Here is a 17,748-nt window from a genome sequence, read left to right on the forward strand (position 1 = left end):
TTAATACTTAATAATTAAAACTATAAATAAGTATTTTTAAATTTTTATCAAATATTGATTATGAGGACATTAAAATGAAGTATCCCAAAAATATCATCAGAATAATCGAAAAATTATGAAAATGAAGAAAGGTTTTAAGGCTGTAACTGAGGAATGAAAATCGCACTTACTTAAAAACTAAGTATTTAACACATTAATTCCTGTGTTTAAAAATGTAGATTTATACCAGACCGTAATTACGTGCTTTATTGGCCAATTCAATTTGATTTTTAACATCTAACTTTTTCATTAAATTAAATCGGTGAACTTCCGCAGTGCGTTTACTAATTTTCAGCTCTTCTGCAATTTCTTTGTTGCTAAGCCCTTTTAAAACATGTGTTAGTATTTGCGATTCCCTTTTTGTGAGATTGAAGTCATCTTTTAAAGAAGAAGAACTGGAAGTAGTTTCTTTTTTAGGCTTTCCATCTACGAAGTTGTTAATAATGATGGAAGAAACGTCACCTGTAAAATATTTACCACCATCGGCAACGGTATGCAGTGCTTTTAAAAACTCTTCTTTACTGGAGCCTTTTAAAAGATATCCATCTGCTCCGGCCTGAATCGATTGTACCACGTATTCTTCCGAATCGTGCATAGATAATACCAAGGCTTTAATTTCGGGCCATCTATTTTTTAGTTGTTTTACCACTTCGATACCATTCATTTCTGGCATCCTTATGTCTACCACCAAAAGATCTGGTTTTCTGGTCGCAATAACTTCTAAAGTTTCTTTGCCATTGCTAGCTTCATCTATAACACGAATCGATTTATCATCTTCCAAAAGGGATTTAATTCCGTCTCTTACAAGCACATGGTCGTCTGCCAAAATTATATTTATGGTATTCATCGGTTGTTATAAGTTTGTAAAGTGAAGCTGAAAACTTCAAACTAAGTACTAAAGTACGGAAAAATACTTATTTGTTGGAAGTATCTGTCTAAAATGGAATTAAGATGATGGGCTTGATCATTGAATAAAGGCAATGTTTAAGCCTTTAATGCAGTTTTGGAGGTAGATTAGATTGGTACGTTTATAGTAACTTTGGTGCCCTCTCCAGGAGTAGAGCTCATAAACAAGCGGCCGTTTATATATTTGATGCGTTCTTGCATAAACGTTAGTCCCATGCCGCCTTCGCCATTTTTTCTAGGTTTTATTTTTTTGATGTTGAACCCCTTGCCGTTATCGTCTATACTTATACTTAAAAGGTCTTTGCTGTGGGATACCGTTATCAAAATATGGGACGACTCGGCATATTTTATGGCGTTGTTAACGGCTTCTTGGGTAATACGGTAAATATTTATCTCGGTAACAGAGTCCAAACGATCATTAAATCCGGTTTTATTGAACAAAACAATATTTTTTCCTGTGAATTTTGCTAGTTCCTGACTCAATTTCGTGAGGGCGGGAACAATCCCATGGTCGGTTAATTCTGGAGGTGTTAAATTAAAGGTAGCGGTGCGAACTCCTTTAATAATATTGGCTGTTAACTCTTTTAAGTGTGTTATTTTTTCTTTGGTTTTTTCAATATTTTCTGGATTTATACTTTCAATATTAAATTTTAACCCGGTAAGCATTTGGCCTATACCATCATGGATATCCTTGGCAATACGGTTCTGTTCTTGCTCTTGATTTTCTATGATTTTTGCCGATAATGTTTTTTGTTGATCTATTTTCGCTTCGAAATGTTCTTTCGTAAGCTTTTCTATTTGGAGTTGGGCTTGTTTACGTTCGGTTATATCGAAACAAATAAGCAATAATTCTTCTTTTTGATCTCCAGGATGATACGGGATTATAGAAGTTTCCAGCCATATGGCCTCGTCGTTCCCGAGCGTTCCTTTTAATTCGCCTTGCCATCCAGTGTTTTGGTGGTTGGCAATGATGTTTTCTATGTGCTCCTGTTCTTTTTCGTTTGTTGAAATTACTTCGGAAAACTTTGTAGTCGTACTAAAACTCCTATAATTTACTTTGCTTGAAAATTTACTGCCAAGATGTACCAAATACCCTTCTCTTGTAATTCTGGCAAACAATAGTGTTTGTTCCATTACCAAGCTCAGTGCCTTTAATTGGTTGACAGATCTTTCTTTTTCTTGACTCAATAGATCGGCATTGAAAGCCATTTCCTTGGCATTTTTTTCAGAAACCAATAAATTTTTTATAGTCTGTTTGGTACGTTTTGCAGCTGGCCAAAAGATAAATAGAAATTCAGCTAAAAGAATAGCTAAAGTTATAATCAATAAAATAATTTCAAGCCGTTCCAGTTTTTTAACTTTAAGCGTAGCTTCCTTGTCATACTGATTAACAATGCCATCCATCAACAACAAAAACTTTGGCTCATTAGTCAAAATTTTATCGATATCTGCCTGAATATTGTCTGCCGAATCTTTTACAGCTGTTTTTTCTAGGATGCGTAGGGCGGATGCTTTAATTTCATTGAAAAAAGGTTGTATTTCTACGAACATCTTTTTTATCGCCTCAGAATTTTCATTGTTCAGCTGAAGGCTGTCATTTCCTTTTTGCAAAGCCTTATGGGAGGTAGTCCAGATTTTTAAAGTTTGGTCAATATTATTCCGGAGTTCTTTTTGGGCAGTTGGGGGATTATTATTGTTAAGTAATAAAACCTGTTTGGTTAGTTGCTGGCTCAACATACGCTGCCTACCTGCAATATTTATAATTTTAGCGTCGTCCTGTTGATCGTTAATATGTTTTCGAACTAAAACTTGACTCACCACAACAGACAAAGCAATAGCACTAAGAGCAATAATGTATAATTTTCTTAGTCTGTTAAATGTATTTTGGTCCAACGATGTGGCCTTGGTGCTCATATTTATGCTAACGCTTGTTTTATAAGGCTCAGACTTTTGGGGTCTAATGGAAGTTTTAAAGCTGCTTTATGTCCTTTTTCTGACATTTTTCCCCAAGTCTTTTGAAGTATGTCAACTATTTTTTCATCAGGATGTTTGGCGGCGAAATCTTCAAAGTAATATTGTAAAAATACCAAACATATAACATCTTCCAAAGTTTGGGTTTCATCATCTTTCTTCAGCATTTTTTTTCTTATCAAAAAAGAAACCCTGTCTATAAAATCATCATCATAACCCACATCTTGTAATATTTCCGAAGTAAGTTGTGCATGCATTTTTTTTAATTCTTCCCTCCATTTTAAATATCCCACACGATCCATTGGGTAGGTGTTTCGGTCTATTTTCCAACGGGCTATATGTTGTGCCCGGGCTGCAATTTGTAATTCTTTACTAGCTTGTGGCTCGAAAGACAGCAAAGTCTCTGTCATTCTTTGGGAATATAAAAGTTCTTTTGGGTGTTCTTTTCCTTGGTAATTTTCGGTATTTGGATCTTGGGCGTTTACACGATCTATTTTTTCAATGGCTTGATTGAAATTAGGCTTACTCATAAAATCTGTTTATTAATCGGTGAAGCCAATATACACATTTTCATTTTCAATTTTAACTGGGTAGGTGGCAATTTTGTATTCTTCACCGTTCAAGTTTTCCCCACTTTCCAGGGAAAATGTTTTTTTATGAAGTGGGCATGCCACTTTTGGGATACCACTTAAATCTCCAATCATTCCTCGGGAAAGCACCATTTCCATTTTGTGCGGACATAAGTTTTGACATGCATACCAAGCAGATTTTCGGGTAAAGTTATAAACTGCAATTTGTTTGGATTTATATTTTACGCAGGCCCCTCCATTTTCTGGAAAATCGTTTATATGCCCGGCATCAAACCAGGTTAAAGCTGTATTTTGGGTTACCGATTGGTATTGTTGCAATAACTCTTCCATATTCTAAGTATATTATTTGTTAAATAGCTTTCAGTTGGCAGCTTTTCTACAACTGACAAGTAAAGGATTAGACTGCCAACCGATACACTAAACACTGTAATTGTTTAAATCCAAGCTTTAGGCATTTTTTGATCCCTTAAAGCAACATATTCTATGTTTTCGTCACTATCATCTGTATTGACAAAATGTTTGAAGCGTTTCATCATTTCAGGGTCTTCGATGGCTTGTTTCCATTCGCATTCATACTTGTCTACGAGTCCCTGCATTTCTTTTTCGAGATCTTCGGCTATTCCCAAAGAATCTTCGATGACCACTTTTTTAAGATACTCAATACCGCCATCTAACTTTTCTAACCAAGGTGCAGTACGGGTTAGAGGTGCAGCCGTTCGGATATAAAACATAAGGAACCGATCGAGATATTTGATACACGTTTCATCATCCAGCTGTTCCGCCAATAAGATAGCATGTTTTGGCGTTGCACCTCCATTACCACATACATATAGATTCCAGCCGCCTTCTACGGCTATGAGTCCGAAATCTTTTCCTCTGGCTTCCGCACATTCACGAATACAACCAGAAACACCGCCTTTTAATTTATGGGGAGACCTTAGGCCTCTATATCGGTTTTCAATTTCTATGGCAAAAGAAACACTTTCGTGCATACCGTAACGGCACCAAGTGGAGCCTACACAGCTTTTAACAGTACGCAAAGATTTTCCGTAGGCGTGTCCACTTTCAAAACCGACATCGATTAGTTCTTTCCATATAAGTGGTAATTGATGTAGCTCTGCTCCAAATAAATCAATTCGCTGGCCACCCGTAATTTTGGTGTACAAATCATATTTTTTAGCTACATGGCCTAAAACCATTAATTTTTCTGGGGAAATCTCTCCACCAGGTACCCTGGGAACAATGGAATAGGTGCCATTACGCTGAATGTTTGCCAAGAAACGGTCGTTAGAATCTTGAATGGTTACCTGTCTATTGGCAGTTTCCATATAGATACTCGCAAATAGCGAAGCGAGAAGAGGCTTACAAATTTCGCAACCATCCCCTTTCCCAAAAAGGTTTAGGGCTTCGTCATAATTTTGTACTTTATTTATTTTAATAAGATCGTAAAGTTCCTGGCGGTTATAGCTAAAGTGTTCGCAAACGGTTTCTTTGACTTCTTTTCCGAGGGATTTTAAAGTTTCATTTACCAAATCCACAACCATCGGTTTGCAGCCACCACAGCCAGTAGTTGCTTTGGTGTTCTTTACAACATCTGAAAGGGAAGTACAGGTTTCGTCTTTGATCATTCCGCAGATACTTCCTTTGGTAACACTCTCGCAAGAACAAATTTGTGCTGTATCCGGAAAATCCATAACACTACCTGCAGAAGAGCTTTCGCCACCGCGCGCTCCTAAAATTAGATCTTCCGGGTTTTCGGGAAGTTTCATTTCGTTGATGTATAACTGGAAGAGTGTGTTGTAATCGGAAGCGTCTCCAACTAAGATTCCGCCCAAAAGCTTTTTACCGTCTTTTGTCACGTTTATTCTTTTGTAGATTCCTTTGTGTTTATTTTCAAAAGAGATTACAGAAACGTCATCGTTTTCTATAAACGGATCTCCAAAACTGGCTACCTCTGTGCCAATTAACTTTAATTGGGTAGACATATCTATACTGGAAGGCATGGTGGTATTGCCCCCGGTAATTTGTTCTGCGGCAACATTTGCCATATCGTAGCCGGGAGCTACCAAACCGTATATTCTATTGTTGTACAGGGCGACTTCACCGATGGCATACACATTTTCTGCGGAAGTTTGCATATGGTTGTTCACCCAAATACCACCACGTTCACCAACTTTAATACCAGCTTGCTTGGCCAACTCGTCCCTAGGGCGAATACCGGCCGAAATTATAAGCATATCTATAGGTAAAGAAGTTTCGTCGTTAAACTGCATGGCCTCTATGGCGGTGTCTCCAATAATTTCTGAAGTTGCTTTTTCCAAATGGACTTTAATATCCATTTTTTCAATTTTGCTTTTTAAAAGGTTGCTGGCTGGTAAATCTAGTTGTCTCGGCATAAGGCGAGGTGCAAACTCGATTACATGGGTTTCTAAGCCTAGCTCCTTGGCTGCATTGGCGGCTTCCAATCCTAAAAGACCACCGCCCAGAATAGCAGCTTTGTTTTTGCCTTCTATCTTTAGTTTGGAGGCATAGCTTTTCATAGCGTCCAGATCTTCGAGGGTTCTGTAAACAAAGACCCCAGATTTATCAGATCCTTTTATGGGAGGAATGAAAGGGGAGGAACCTGTTGCGATTACTAAGTAGTTGTAGGTGTATTTTTCATTCCTATACGTAGTTATTTCTTTTTTCTGAGTGTCTATTTTGGAAATTAAGGAAGAGGTGTGAAGCTTAATGTCGTTTTCTTCATACCAAGATAAAGGAGCCATTAAAAGATCGGTTGCCGACTTTTCTCCAAAGTATTCGCTAAGGTGAACCCGGTCGTAAGCTGGCCTGGGTTCTTCTCCAAAAATCACTATTTCATAATCATTTCTGTTGGGTTTGTTAATGAGTTTTTCACAAAACTTATAACCCACCATTCCGTTACCAATAACTATAATTTTTTTCATGACTACGTAATTTAAATTCAAATATAAGTAAAAATACTTAATTTTAAATACGTATAAATTCTTAATTTATAATCTTTGCGCTATTTTTAATGAATTGCAATTTTGCGGTAGCGAAAAATTGGATATTTATAATTTTGTTCTTTAATATTAAAAAAATCCGTATGTAAATTTAAATTCAAATGAACTAGATGGACTTAAGGGTTTCAGTGAAATGAAAAAATGATTTTAAACAAGCTTTATTATGATTTTTTGAAATATTCTTACATTATTTTATGAATGTGAGTAATAATTGATAAATTTCCATTAATAATTTATTGGCCATTGTAATACTTTAGTGTCGGTAAGTAATTTATATTTGTCGTAGTATCAATTGTCTCCAAAAGCTTTGATTTGGAGTATAAAACAAAATATGGGAAAAAACCCTCGAAAAAACTATTTTTATTGGATTGCTTCTGTTTTAGTGATTTTTTTGATCACTTTCTTGAAATTTCGACCCGATTATGTTTCTGGATATACAGATATTGAACCCGAAATAGTCAGTGGAAAGGGTTTAAAGTTTGCAAATAGTGAGAGTTGTATGGAGTGTCATAAGGATATTTACAATTCCTTTATAGAGACTCCCCATAATTATACTTCTGCAAAACCAGAGAAAGAGTTGGTAAAGGGCAGTTTTAGAAAAGGCGAAAATGAGCAACTTGTAAACGAAAGATTAAAATTAAAGCTTAGATATAACGGCAATCAGTTTTATCAAGAGACGATGTTAAGTGAAGATGATAAAATAATAGACAGAAAAAGTATAGATATGGTTATTGGCTCTGGTACTAGAGGCCAATCTTATTTAACTTGGAAAGCCGATGAATTGTATCAATTACCAATTTCTTATTTTACACCTACGAATTCTTGGACTCTTAGTCCAGGAATAGAATATAAATCTCCATCTCATCTAAGACCTGTTAACGGGAGGTGTTTGGAGTGTCATGTTACCTATGCGAAAACCACTTCTATTTATGGTTTTGGAAACACCTATAATAAACAGCAAATTCTTTATGGTGTAGATTGTCAAAGGTGTCATGGGCCTGCTGCTAAACATGTATCATACCATAAAAATGAGACTTCAAGTAACGAAGCTAAGTTTATTGTAAAGATTGATACGCTTTCCAATAATCAAAAATTAGATCTTTGCGCCCTTTGCCATGCCGGTAAACTTAGTCCAAAGAAAGAAATATTTTCATACGTTGTTGGAGAAAATCTAGAGGAATCTTATTTAGAAGATCCTATAACTGCAACCCCTAAAGAAGCCGATGTTCATGGAAATCAGTTGGCTTTATTAAAGTCGAGTAAATGTTTTGAGAAAACTGAACAAATGAATTGTAGTTCATGCCATGACCCACATCGTAGCCAGAGAGGAAATTTTACTTATTTTAATAATAAATGTATTTCATGTCATTCTCAAACAAAAACCTTATGTGCTCATATTGAAAACAATAAAACGGGCAATTGCGTTGAATGCCATATGCCAATGCAAAATTCTAAATCCATGCTGATCCAAGCCGGGAAAGATGGTGCTAAAATTCCAGTGCAGATTAGAACTCATCTTATCGCCATTTACAATAGCGAAAAAGATAGTTTAAGGTCTTTAAATTAAAATTTTTTATTTATTACTTTTTAATGAATACCCATACAGAACAATGCGTTTAAAACTTATTATATTTTTAGTTATCGGTCTAAGTTGTTTCAGTTGTAAAAAGTCCACTGATGAAGGGACTGTTTTTTCATTTGTCGAATCTGGGGATTCCGGGATTGATTTTGCAAACACTATTATTGAAAATGAAGAAGTAAATATTGTTGATTTTCAATATTGTTATAATGGAGGTGGTGTTGGGATTGGAGATTTTAACAATGATAATTTACCAGATATTGTATTTATAGGTAATCAAGTATCTTCCCGAATTTATTTAAATAATGGAAGTTTAAACTTTAGTGATGTTTCTCAGGAAGCAAACTTCAAGACAGAAAAATGGATCACAGGGGTGGTCATCGTAGATGTAAATGCAGATGGCTGGGACGATATATATTTAAACGTTGGGGGAGCAGATTGTACGAGGCAAGATTGTAAAAACCTTTTGTTTGTTAATCAAGGGAATAATGAAAATGGAATTCCCGTTTTTCTTGAACAGGCACATCAATATGGACTAGATGATGAAAACTATGCGCAACAAGCAGTTTTTTTTGACTATGACTACGACGGTGATTTAGACGTTTATATTGTTCATAATGGCAATTCTGGTTTAGATAAAAATAATCCGGTACCAAAAAAGTATTTGCCGGAACATCTGAATGATGTTCTATTGCGCAATGATTTTGACGAACAATTGGGGCATCCTGTTTATATGGATGTTTCAGAAAGCGCTGGTATCACACATAAAGGTTTTGGTCTAGGAGTAGGAATAAACGATTTTGATAATAACGACCTTATTGATATTTATGTGGCAAACGACTTTATTACCGAAGACCTTCTTTATCTTCAGAAGAAAAATAAAACCAACGATTCTGTATTTTTCGAGGAATCCAGTAAAAAGTTCTTGGGTCACGAAACCTATAACGCTATGGGTGTTGATTTTAATGATTCGAACAACGATGGGTTACCAGACATTTTGGTTGTGGATATGTTTCCTGAAGATTATGAGCGCCAAAAAAAGATGTTGGGTATGATGAATTACGAAAGATATTTGTTGGCCCAGAGAAATGATTATAGTTCGCAATATGTGCATAACACCCTTCAAATTAATAATGGAAGTTTAGACGGGTTCCCCTTAAAATCCAGTGAGGTCGGATTTATGAAAGGAATTTTCAGTACAGACTGGAGCTGGGCACCTTTAATGATGGATATGGACAACGATGGCGACCGAGATGTTTATATTACCAATGGTTATGTAAAAGACGTAACCAATTTGGATTATGTAAATTATTCAAGCACAAACAATATGTTTGGAACCGAAGAAGTAAGAAGGCAGCGTAAACTTGAATATGCAAAGAACCTCGACAGTATTCATTTACCTAATTTTATTTATGAAAATGATGGGAACAAAACATATAATGATGTTTCAAACGACTGGATTCCAGAGCGTAGTTCATACTCTAATGGTGTGGCCTATGCCGATTTTGACAAGGATGGGGATTTAGATTTGGTCGTTAATAATATTAATGAAAAAGCATTTTTACTAGAAAATAAAACTTCAATCGATACAACGAAGCATTATCTTCAAATAAATCTTAAGGGAGATGCTAAAAATCCTCACGCCATAGGAGCTAAGGTAATCCTGTGGGAAAATGGTGTTTCACAGTATCATTTTCAGTCAGTTGTTAGAGGATATCTTTCATCTGTTGAGCCCATTGTGCATTTCGGAGTATTACAAAACACCATAGATTCCATAATTGTTAAATGGCCAAATGGCAAGCGGTCTAAGCTTTTAAACGAAAAATCGGATCAAGAAATAACCTTGAAAATTAGCGAAGCTAATATTGCTAATTCTAAAAATACAATTGATGAGGTTACAAGATTATTTGCACTTAAAGATTCCCTTTTAAGTTATAGACACAAGGAAAACGTATTTAACGATTATGCGGTGCAGAATTTGTTAGTTAGGCAATATTCCAGACTTGGGCCCTGTGTGGCAACGGCAAATGTTGATGGGGAGCCAGGAGATGAGATATTTATTGGAGGAAGTAAGGGTTTTCCAGGAACTGTATGGTTTCAGGATTCTTCCAATAAATATATTCCGAAACAAGAGTTTGATGCTGATTTTGAAGATACCGATGCTTCTTTTTTTGATGCAGATGGAGATGGAGATTTAGATCTGTATATAACCAGTGGAAGTACAGAATACCCAGCAAATTCTAAATTTTACAAAGACCGTCTTTATTTAAATGATGGTGAAGGTCATTTTTCTATTGCTGAAAACTTGATTGCTGACCTTCGGGAAAGTAATAATATAGTGAGGCCATGCGATTTCGATCAAGATGGTGATATGGATTTGTTTGTGGGTTCTAGAATAGTGCCAGGTTCTTATCCTGCTATTCCAAAAAGCACATTGTTTTTAAATGAAACAGAAAAGTTTACAGAGCTAGGCAATGGTATCTTTGAAAATATGGGGATGATAACCGATGCTATTTGGGAAGATGTAGACGGGGATGGATGGAAAGATTTATTAGTTGTAGGAGAATGGATGCCTGTTAAAGTGATAAAAAATAATAAAGGTGTTCTAGAGCCTATGAAAACTATCTTTATTGATAAAAGTGGAAACAAAAAGGATACAGAAGGTTGGTGGAATTGTATCGCTTCTGGAGATTTTGATAAAGATGGCGATATTGACTTTTTAGTGGGGAACCAAGGACTAAATGGATTTATTTTACCGAAAGAAAACAAACCCTTGTTCGTTTACAATAAAGATTTCGACAATAATGGAAGTCTAGACCCTGTAATGGCTCAATACTATACAGTTGATGGGGAAAGTAAACTTTTACCAATACATTCTAGGGATAATATCATGAATCAGTTGGTTATTTTGAAACGAAAATTTTTCAGTTATGAACAATTTGCAAATACAAGTTTTGTCGATCTATTAGGAATTGAATCCCTAGAAAAAGAAACTTTGCAGGCAAGAACATTTGCAAGTAGTTACTTGGAGAATTTGGGAAATGGCACATTTAGGGTAATGGAACTTTCAGAAGAATGCCAAATAGCTCCCATAAATGATTTTTTAGTTGGAGATTTCAATAAAGATGGATATTTAGATGTTCTTGTGGTAGGTAACGATTTATCGGCGGAAACTCTCTATGGCGAATACGATGCCCTAAACGGTTTATTTTTGGAAGGAAGTGAAAATGGATTTAAACCAATTAAAAGTGATGTTTCTGGCTTCTATGTTCCTGGACAGTCTCATCATTTAGTGAAATTTAAAGATAAAAATAGTGAAGAATTTATTTTATCTACCCAAAACGATGATTTCCTAAAAGTCTTTAAAGTCCAAAATTAGAAGGAAAAAAAGGTGTAGATGTTTATATCTTCTAAAGTCTAAAGAGAATTATGCTATCTCTAATCTACTATTGATTTCAATATTACGGCAAGAGAAAACAATTGTAAAGGTGAAATAATCTCCATTTAATTTAGCCTAAGCTAGGTAAGACTATTTATAAACTCTTCATAGGAAACCATTAAACAATTAAGTTATGTTGTCGTATGAGCGTTTAAAGATTCATGTTTTCATAAAATATAATTTATTTTGGCCTTTAATATTGTAAATAAAGCATCCTGATACACTTCAGGATGTTCTAAATCCCGCAAGAATGATTAGATAGGAAGATTTGTATGAATTTTTAAACAAGTCTCTAACGGGTATAAAAAAAGTATGGCTGGTGAAGAATCCAGCCATACTTACTTAATTAATGTAACTCAATACAAAAGCTAACTTAATAAACTTAAATTTAATTAATACCCTGGGTTTTGGTCTTCTTCCGTTAATTGTGGATTACCATCTATTTCTCCTTGTGGTATTGGTAAGAAATCATTTTTTCCAGCAGTAAAACCATCTAATTCTTGCGCAGCAAGTCCCCATCTTTTTAAATCAAGGAAACGAGTTTGCTCTCCAGCCAATTCAACTGCTCTTTCGTGAACAATAGCCTCAAAAACCTGTTGTTGGTTGTTTACTGGATATCCTCTGCTGTCCATTTCGGCAGTTCCATAATTTGGCATTCCTACACGGTCTCTTACTCGGTTTAACAGTTGGACTGCTTGCCCCGTGTTTCCTAGTTCATTTTCTGCCTCAGCCCACATTAATAGAACATCGGCATATCTTATTACTCTAAAATTAATTCCACTATAAGTAAAATCATCTTGAAGTTGATTATCTAGGTTTTGGTATTTACGCCATACTGGTGTACCTAAAACAAATTCCAATGGAACATTCCCATCTTCATCTTCTTCCCCAAATCTCGATACTCCAGGGTTTGGAAGGTCATCTTCTGGTTTAAAAAGTTTTCCCCCATATTGATCTCCAGTTTGGTAGAAATATGCTTTTATTCTTGGATCATCATCTTCAAACTCGTCAAAGAAAGAAGGTCTTACTACAATATTGGCAAAATTGGTAGGAGCGTATTCAATACCTCTAAAGGTGGTTTCTCTCACTCCACTTCCTCCTGCATCCCACTGGTCTCCACCAATGGCTTGATTATAAACAATCTCAAATATCGATTCTTCGTTAAACTCCCCTTCTACATTTCCGTTATCCCGTGGATCAACACCTACGATGGTATATCCTGTAATGGCTGAGAACTCAGCTTTGGCTTCTGCCCACTGCTCTAAAAACAAATGAGCCTTTCCCTTTAAAGCCATAGCAGCTCCTCTTGTAGCTCTACCGTTCTCTGTATTTCCCTTTTCTGGAAGATTATTTTTAGCAAATTCCAAATCTGATAAAATTTGAGCATATACTTCTTGTTGTGATGCTCTGGGTGTTCCCTCTGTGTTTATTGCTGGCGCAGTAATTAATGGAACTCCTCCCCATAAATTGGTAAGATTAAAATAATAGAGGGCTCTCAAGAAATAAACCTCACCCAATTGCTGGTTTATTTCAGCTTGAGGAACAGAGCTATCCACAAGTCCTTCTTCAACAGATTGAATAACAAAGTTGCAACTTGCTATTCCTCTATAGGCAGCCTGCCAAAAGGTAAAAATTTCTCCGGTCGCTGGTCCATAAGTATGCTCCATAAATTCTTTTAAACCTCCTTGTAGGGCATCTGTACCCAAATTCTCTTGGGATGCATTGTCGTATAGAAAGAATCCAATTCTACCATACATACCTTGTGATTGCATAAAATTGTATGCAGCATTTACGGTAGATTGTAATTCGTCTGCGTTATTAAAGAAGTTACTAGGGTTTATAACATTTGGGTCGCTAAGATCCAGCTGCTCCTCCTTACAACTCATTACTCCTATGAGTAAGACTGTTATAGTGAATATAATTTTTCTTGTTTTCATAATATATTTTTAAAATTCAAATTGTAATCCGGCTAAAACAGTTCTTGGTTGAGGATAATTACCTCTATCTAAACCTAATGAGGTAACTGTACCACCAGATCTTCCAGGGCTAATTTCAGGATTGTACCCTGAATAATCTGTCCAAGTAAAAATGTTTTCACCACTTAAATAAATTCTTAATTTGCTTAATACATTATTAGAAATTTGTTTTAAGGCGTCTTGTGGAATAGAATATCCTATAGTAGCACTTCGGAGCCTAGTGTAAGACCCGTCTTCAATAAAACGATCCGATACTAACTCATTTCCAGTAAATCCTGGAGTTGCTTTAGGCACTGTATTCGATGGATTAGTTGGTGTCCATCTATCTAAAACAGTAGTACCCATATTGAAAAGTCTACTTTGTTGTTCTAAATTATAGCGATTACCATTGTATATTTCATTGCCGTATACCCCATTAAAGAATATGGAAGCATCGAAATTTTTATAATTGAAATTAAAACTAACGTTAGCAGTAATTTCAGGTGTAGGATTACCTATGATGACTCTGTCATCACCAGTGATGGCACCATCATTATTAGTATCTACATATCTCACGTTACCGGGTTGCGCGTTATTTTGAGTGGCGTGGGCATCAACCTCTGCTTGATTTTGAAAAATCCCATCGGTTCTATATCCAAAGAAATGTAATAATGGCTCTCCAACTACCAATCTGTTATGATTTTGTTGAAAATAATTTCCATTAAATATCGCTTCTACTTCTCCTAGTGAAGTAACTTCAGAGTCTAATGTTCCAAAATTTACATTTGTACCCCAAGTGAAGTCTCCTACATAGTCATTGTAAGCTAAGTTAAACTCAAAACCAGTGGTTTCAGTTCCTCCAACGTTCTGTACTTGAAATCCGGCTTGGTCTCCAGAAGAGGCAGGAGTAGGTACTCCAACCAAAAGTCCATCACTTTTATTAGAAAAATAATCTGCTGAAAAAGTGAAAGCATTGTTCCATAAACCAATATCGATACCAATATCTATAGATTCAAGCTCTTCCCATTTAAGTCCTGGGTTCGCTAATCTTGTTGGTCTTGTTCCACTTACAAGCTCATCGTTTATTACATAGTTAAAGTTTGTTTGGAGTCCGAAATCATACAGATAATCACCAATGTTGTTGTTACCAGAAATACCCCAGCTACCTCTTAGTTTCAAGTCGCTAACTTTATCATTGTCTTCCATAAATATTCTTCCAAGATTTATACCTGCAGAAGCCGAAGGGAAGTTTGCCCAACGATTGTCTGGTCCAAAACGGGAAGAACCATCACGTCTAACGGTTGCACTAAGTAGAAACTTTTTATCGAAATCATAGCTTACCCTACCAAAATAGGATTCCAAATTATTAGCACTTGAAAAGCTAGAAAGGTTTCTAACATCGTTTACATTAAGGTTTTCAACAAAATCACTTAATGGGTTTGCGGTTGTACTGTTTACTCCATCAAAATCGCCTTGATTCCATTCGTAACCAACTAAAACGTCGACATTATGAACATCGTTAATCGTTTTTACATAGTTAAGTGTGTTGGTAAAAACGGTTCCTAAATATTTATTTCTACTTTTAGAAGTAAAAGCATTCTCATTTGCTCTGGATCCTGTAGGAATAGATTTTGTAAAACCATCAAAGTTATTATAGCTATGATCTAAACCAAAAGTTATTCTATAGGTTAGCCCGTCTATAATCTCGTAGTTTGCAAATAGGGACGCTATAACACTGGTCTCTGTACTGATTGAAGTTGAATTTTCAAGAATTCGAACAGGATTTTCAGCATCTTGTCCATTGAATGAAGTAGTTAATTCCGAATAAAAATTGGTGCTTTGGTCAAATACGGGTCTGGTTGGGTCAAAACGGATAGCATTAACCAAAACGCTCGATCCTCCTGCTCCTTGTTCGTTGTTTTTAAGAGAGTAACTTAGGTTCAATGTTTCACCAATAGTCAATCTGTCGGTAACATCTACAGAAGTATTAACTCCTAGGTTATAACGTTCAAAATCTGTATTAATTAGTGTTCCTTCTTGCTTTAAATAACCACTTCTTACATTATAGGTAACGTTTTCAGCACCTCCTGCTACCTGTAAAACATAATTTTGAACAAGTCCTGTTCTAAAAAGTTCATCTTGCCAGTCAGTATCTACACTAGGGTCATAATTTCCAGACTGCAGTCCTGGAGGTAATTGATTTCCTGGCTCGTTAGGATTGGAATCGTACTCTAATGCATACTCTCGGTACTGATCTGCGTTTAGCACATCTAAAGTTTTAGTGTTTGTGGCAAAACCTGAATAAGTACTAAAAGAAAGTTTGGCTTTTCCTGCTCTTCCTCCTTTGGTGGTAATTAAAACAACCCCATTCGAACCTCTAGAACCATAAATAGCAGCACTTGCCGCATCTTTTAAAATGTCAACCGATTCAATTGATTCTACCGGTACGTTGTTGAGACCTCCCGTAGGTACTCCATCAACTACAAAAAGCGGAGAGTTGTTTCCGAAAGTCCCTAAACCTCTAATGGTAACCAAGGGATTGGAACCTGGGGTACCAGCATTTGTTACTTGTACACCAGCAGCACGCCCTTGGAGCGCTTGCTGAACTCCAATAGAAGGAGTTTCAACTAGCTCTTCACTGGATACTGAAGAAATAGAGCTAGTTACAGACGCTTTACTTTTTGATCCGTAACCAATAACTACCACTTCATCTAGCGCACTAGCCGCTTCGTTTAACGAAACATTGACTGTTGATTGGTTATTTACTGAAACTTCCTTGGTTTCAAACCCTACGTAACTAAAAACTAATGTTGAGTTTCCATCTACGCTTATTGAGTAATTACCATCAAAATCGGTTTGTGTACCGTTGGAAGTTCCTTTAACTAAAACGGAAGTCCCCGGCAATGGGGTTCCGCTTGCATCGGTTACTGTTCCGCTTACAGTTTGTGCAAAGCCGAAGCTCCCACAAACAAGGAAAAGTAAAATGAATAAATAATTAAATAAGAAGTTTTTTTTCATGTTAATTTTAAAATTTTAAATAGAATTTCTTCCATTTCTTAATGAATAGAAAGAACATCTATTTGGAGTTAGCTGTTTTTGTTAATGTAAAATTAACTTAGTTTAACATTTAAAATTAACAGGATATTATCAATACCTTATAATATTAGTAATTATTTTGATAAATAATCATTTATGGAGGTTTGAAAAATGAATTTATTAATTTGACTTACTGCGATGGATTGTTTGTGAATTAAGAATTTAAAAAGCGCCTATTGTATTTTAAAGCACTCTACGAATTCCAGAAAAATCATCTTTATACTGTGTAGGGGTTCTTCCTTTACTGTTTTTAAAAACCCGGTTGAAGTTGGCAATACTATTAAAACCGCACATATATGCAATTTCAGAAATACTGTAATCTTTTTCTATAAGCCATTGGGAAGCATAACCAATTCTTACATCGTTTAGGTATTCTATAAGTGTTTTTCCAGTATGCCTTTTCATAAACCTATTAAAGGAAACATTGCTCATATTTATAAGCTTGGCCATCTGGCTTAACGTTATTTTAGATGCGTAGTTGTTATGAATGTAATTATAGACCTTTTGGATATCTTCATTACTCTGAAAATCAGTATTTAAGAAGGTGTTTGTGGATAGCAGTCTTTGGTTCCTGGAGTTTGCTAAGTCATGTAAGATTGAAATCATTTTTAAGAAATAGTCCATACCGTCCAGTTTAGAAGCCGCCGTGATGTCTGGCGCAATGGCCAAAGCAGTTTCCCTAGAAAAACATATGCCATGAGCCGATCGCCAGAACAAGTCTTTTATAGGCTTCATAATACTCCTGCCTAAAAAATCTGCGTTGAATAGGTTTTCCTGAAACTGAATCGTAATCTCATGGATATCATCGTTTTTGCAGTTATGGGTTTCCCAGCCGTGGTACAAATTTGGGCCAACCAAAACCAGTTCTATATCCTCAATTTCCTCGATGCTATCCCCTACAATTCTTCTCACCCCATTTCCATTGCTAATAAAATTAAGCTCATATTCGGGATGATAATGTATGGGGAAATCAAAGTGATTTTTTACACGGTCGAAAATTAAAAAACAGTCTTGATCAGACAACGGTGTTATTTCACGATGAAATTTTTTAAGAATATCCATGAAATTTTGGATTAGAATAGTTGTTTATTTGTTTAGGTTTCTTTTTAATAGTATAATTGAAATATTACGTAATATTAATTAAAAAATA

Annotated in this window: 10 protein-coding genes; 2 read left to right on the forward strand and 8 right to left on the reverse strand. The window is 35.7% G+C overall.

What is annotated here, in order from left to right:
• Positions 1–220 precede the first annotated feature (220 nt).
• The 5 genes from HX109_RS10435 to nirB all read right to left on the reverse strand — a co-directional run bounded on the left by HX109_RS10435 (position 221) and on the right by nirB (position 6,451).
• On the reverse strand, positions 221–886 hold the full coding sequence (locus HX109_RS10435) for a response regulator (protein WP_178951729.1): 666 nt from the start codon (positions 884–886) through the stop codon (positions 221–223).
• A 167-nt stretch (positions 887–1,053) separates the two neighbouring features.
• Complete coding sequence (locus HX109_RS10440; RefSeq protein WP_178951731.1) at positions 1,054–2,859, reverse strand: type IV pili methyl-accepting chemotaxis transducer N-terminal domain-containing protein; 1,806 nt, start codon at positions 2,857–2,859, stop codon at positions 1,054–1,056.
• A gap of 2 nt (positions 2,860–2,861) precedes the next feature.
• Positions 2,862–3,446 carry a DUF4202 domain-containing protein gene (locus HX109_RS10445; RefSeq protein WP_178951733.1) on the reverse strand — a complete coding sequence of 195 codons (585 nt, stop codon included), beginning with the start codon at positions 3,444–3,446 and terminating at the stop codon, positions 2,862–2,864.
• A gap of 12 nt (positions 3,447–3,458) precedes the next feature.
• Complete coding sequence (gene nirD / locus HX109_RS10450) at positions 3,459–3,836, reverse strand: nitrite reductase small subunit NirD (RefSeq protein WP_178951735.1); 378 nt, start codon at positions 3,834–3,836, stop codon at positions 3,459–3,461.
• A gap of 104 nt (positions 3,837–3,940) precedes the next feature.
• Positions 3,941–6,451, reverse strand: coding sequence for a nitrite reductase large subunit NirB (nirB, locus tag HX109_RS10455; RefSeq protein ID WP_178951736.1), 2,511 nt, complete (start codon positions 6,449–6,451; stop codon positions 3,941–3,943).
• A 409-nt stretch (positions 6,452–6,860) separates the two neighbouring features.
• On the opposite strand from nirB, the gene HX109_RS10460 reads away from it, so the two are divergent.
• Entirely contained in the window at positions 6,861–8,096 is a 1,236-nt protein-coding gene (locus HX109_RS10460) for a multiheme c-type cytochrome (RefSeq protein ID WP_178951738.1), read from the forward strand.
• A 43-nt stretch (positions 8,097–8,139) separates the two neighbouring features.
• Positions 8,140–11,487, forward strand: a complete 3,348-nt coding sequence (locus tag HX109_RS10465; protein ID WP_178951740.1) for a VCBS repeat-containing protein — start codon at positions 8,140–8,142, stop codon at positions 11,485–11,487.
• Between the two features lie 452 nt (positions 11,488–11,939).
• Here HX109_RS10465 and HX109_RS10470 read toward each other — a convergent pair whose 3' ends face one another.
• From HX109_RS10470 to HX109_RS10480, 3 genes are all read right to left on the reverse strand, one after another.
• Complete coding sequence (locus tag HX109_RS10470) at positions 11,940–13,484, reverse strand: RagB/SusD family nutrient uptake outer membrane protein (protein WP_178951742.1); 1,545 nt, start codon at positions 13,482–13,484, stop codon at positions 11,940–11,942.
• 9 nt (positions 13,485–13,493) lie between these two features.
• A complete protein-coding gene (locus HX109_RS10475) occupies positions 13,494–16,520 on the reverse strand; it encodes a SusC/RagA family TonB-linked outer membrane protein (RefSeq protein ID WP_178951744.1) in 3,027 nt (1,008 codons plus the stop codon).
• A 261-nt stretch (positions 16,521–16,781) separates the two neighbouring features.
• A complete protein-coding gene (locus HX109_RS10480; protein WP_178951746.1) occupies positions 16,782–17,660 on the reverse strand; it encodes a helix-turn-helix domain-containing protein in 879 nt (292 codons plus the stop codon).
• Positions 17,661–17,748 lie beyond the last annotated feature (88 nt).

Source organism: Galbibacter sp. BG1, assembly GCF_013391805.1.
In the GTDB taxonomy this organism is placed as follows: domain Bacteria; phylum Bacteroidota; class Bacteroidia; order Flavobacteriales; family Flavobacteriaceae; genus Galbibacter.